Origin of the sequence: Parabacteroides provencensis (genome assembly GCF_900232875.1) — a bacterium.
GTDB classification, from domain to species: Bacteria; Bacteroidota; Bacteroidia; order Bacteroidales; family Tannerellaceae; genus Parabacteroides; species Parabacteroides chinchillae.
In genome coordinates, this window is sequence record NZ_LT960499.1 from 1 (window position 1) to 3,308 (window position 3,308).

2 protein-coding genes are annotated in these 3,308 nt (G+C 41.1%); one reads left to right on the top strand and one right to left on the bottom strand.

Annotation, left to right across the window (positions count from 1 at the left end):
• Positions 1 to 326 precede the first annotated feature (326 nt).
• Positions 327 to 2,540 carry a RelA/SpoT family protein gene (locus tag CTY47_RS16535; protein WP_099465887.1) on the bottom strand — a complete coding sequence of 738 codons (2,214 nt, stop codon included), beginning with the start codon at positions 2,538 to 2,540 and terminating at the stop codon, positions 327 to 329.
• Between the two features lie 173 nt (positions 2,541 to 2,713).
• On the opposite strand from CTY47_RS16535, the gene CTY47_RS16540 reads away from it, so the two are divergent.
• Positions 2,714 to 3,308 (top strand): DUF4301 family protein (locus CTY47_RS16540; protein ID WP_143813415.1); only part of this gene is annotated, 595 nt, incomplete at its 3' end.

Here is a 3,308-nt window from a genome sequence, read left to right on the forward strand (position 1 = left end):
TACAAAATGGCTGCAGCTACTCCGGTAATGGTTTTGTAGGGGTACGGAGCCTCCGCCGGTGCGTCGGTGATACTTTTGTAGGTGTACGGAGGTTTTCCGTGTGGTACGGACACACGTTTTCGGCAGGCTGCCCTTGCAGCCTGCTATGTTTTGATTGAGTTTTACCGGGAAAAAGGAGGAGGAAAGGTTACGTTTTTTTTGTAAAATTTCCTTCTTCATGAAGAAGGACTGTGGAACATACATGTTCCACAGATATATGTCTTATACAAGGAATGTATTTCATCTTGTTTATGAGATGTTGCGGGGGCAAAGATAGGGAATAATCTTTATGAATTAAGCCTGTCTACTGTTTTTACGCCCTTTACTGTTTTTATCTTTTTAGTAAGCATGTTTAAAGATGTGGTATCTTTAACCATGACGGTAAAGTTGCCCTGGAATAATCCGTCTACCGAATCTATGTTGATGGAACGTAATGTAATTCCGCTTTCTTTTCCGATTACGGAAGTTATGTTGCTTACAATTGTTATATCATCCCGTCCGATAACACGGAGGGTAACAATATAGCCATTGTCACCTTTGCCGCTCCATTTTGCGCGTATAATACGGTAACCGAAACGGCTGAACATTTCCTGTGCGTTAGGGCAATCCAGCCGGTGTATCTTGATTCCTTGCGTAGAAACGAAGCCGAATACTTCGTCGCCGTAAATGGGGTTGCAACATTTTGCCAGCTTGTATTCGATACCTGTTAAGTTTTTGTCGATGACCAGAACGTCTTTATTCGTCGAAATTTCTTCTACCTCTGTTGTTGTGATGAAATCTTCGGCACTGCGTACTTCTATGTGGTCGTTAACCTCTTTCTCTTTGCGTTCCAATTCAAGGTATTCGTCAATCACTTTATTGGGGTCGAGACGTTCTTCCGCAATTTCTATATAGAAATCGGTAACGGTTTTGAATCCTTTCTTTTTAATGTAACGCATCAGTATGGCTTCTTCTACCTCTATTTTCCGGTTCTTAAAGCGTCGCTGAAGCATTTCCTTGGCAAACTCTGCGGCCTTGACAGCCTCTTCGCGTAAAGCCTGTTTTATTTTAACGCGGGCTTTCGAGGTTACAACAAAATTCAGCCAATCTCTCTTTGGGCTTTGTGCAGGCGAGGTAATAACCGATACCGTATCTCCATTATTCAGAACATATTTTATAGGTACGTTTTTGCCGTTAACTTTAGCCGAAACGCATTTGCTGCCTAACTTGGTATGGATGGCAAAGGCAAAATCCAATATTGTGGCACCTTTGGCTAACTTGATAAGTTCGCCGGTCGGTGTAAATACATATATTTCGTCTTTGTATAAATCCATTTTGAAATCTTGCATCAGGTCTAAAGGATTGCTCTCCTTGGCCTCTAAAGCGGCACGTACGGTGGTAAGAAACTCGTCTAATCCGTTTTCCGCTTTTATACCTTTATATTTCCAGTGGGCGGCAAGTCCCCGTTCTGCTATTTCGTCCATACGTTTGGTACGTATCTGCACTTCCACCCACTTGTTTTGTGGTCCCATTACCGTGATATGCAGACTTTCATATCCATTGGTTTTAGGGATGGATATCCAGTCTTTTAATCGGTTGGGGTTGGGTTGGTACATGTCGGTGACGATTGAGTAAACTTGCCAGCATTCCGAACGCTCTTTCTCCAATGGTGTTTCCAGTACGATCCGGATAGCAAAAAGGTCGTATATGCTTTCGAACTCGATCTTTTGTTTTTTCAGCTTGTTGTTGATGGAATGGATAGACTTGGTACGCCCTTTTATATCGAACGTTAAACCAACTTCTTCCAGCTTCTTCTTTATAGGTGCGATAAACTGGGCAATGTAGGCATCTCGCGAGCGTTTGGTTTCATTTAATTTTTGCTTGATGAAATCATACTGTTTGCGATCTGTATATTTTAAAGAAAGGTCTTCAAGCTCGCTTTTTATTGAATATAAACCTAGCCGGTGGGCTAAAGGAGCATATAGATAGGATGCTTCGGTGGCTAACCGGATGCGGTCATCTTCTTTTAACTGCTTGCCCAAACGCATTAAGCACAAACGATCGGCAATCATAATCAGGATAACCCTTACATCTTCTGCAAAAGAAAAAAGTAAATGATGGAAGTTCTCCGAATTGACGGCCGTGTTGCGTGCATATAAATCGGAAGTCTTTAGCAGGCGGCTGATAATAAGTGTAACGTCCGGATCGAAAGTTTGCTCAACATCTTCTAACGTTATGATTTTTTTAAGTACGGGCCGGTATAGCAGTAAAGCGATGACGGGAGTTCTTTTTAATCCGATCTCCTGGGTTACGATCAAGGCGGTATCTATGTTTCTCAATAAACCGTTGATCCCGTTTTTATCTCTGCCGTAACAATCTAATGCAACAACGCGCTGCATAAGACTTTTCATCTTTCGAATATCTTCTCTTTGCAGGAAAGAATAAAGATTGCGTAATAGTAATCTGTACTTTGAGAAAAACGTTTTTTTCTCTTCCTCGGTAAAGAATGATTGTGTATCCATTGTTATGTTATTTTTACTGCCCACTTGCGGACAGGCCGTAAAACATGTTGTAAAAGTATCTTTTTTATTGGAATATGAATACTAATCTAGCGGTTATTTTATACATTTGCGATATCCGGAGTCTTTTAAAGGCTGTGGATTCATGATGAATTAATCAATTAAATTTATATACTATGTTAAACGCAAAAGACTTGGAACAGTTGTCGGCCAAAGGAATCAGCGAAAAACAGATTGACGGACAGTTGGCATGTTTTGTGAAAGGGTTCCCTTTCCTGGAAATAGCTGCTTCCGCTTCCGTTGAAAAAGGAATAATGGTAATTTCTCAGGAGCAGCAGGCCGCTTATATGGATGCTTGGGACGCTTATCTGGCAAAGAATAAGAAGATTGTGAAATTTGTTCCTGCTTCCGGTGCGGCAAGCCGTATGTTCAAGAACTTGTATGAGTTTTTATCTTCCACTTATGATGAGCCTGCCAATGCATTTGAACGCACGTTTTTTTCCGAAATAAATAAGTTCGCATTTTATGATGCACTAAACAACGTTTGCCTTGCCAATGAAGAAAAAGATATTCCGGCATTGATGAAGGAGGGACGTTATAAAGCGATTGTTTCCAATTTGTTGGAACCTAAAGGATTGAATTATGGCCAGCTTCCTAAAGGTTTGCTTCTTTTCCATTCATATCCCGGAAAAGTCCGTACCGCAATGGAAGAACACTTGTCTGAAGGTGCTATGTATGCGAAGAATAATGCCGGTGAAGTAAATATTCATT

What these genes read in the sequence shown, in the direction of transcription:
- CTY47_RS16535 (WP_099465887.1), bottom strand. Translation starts at nt 2,540, where the DNA reads ATGGATACACAATCATTCTTTACCGAGGAAGAGAAAAAAACGTTTTTC.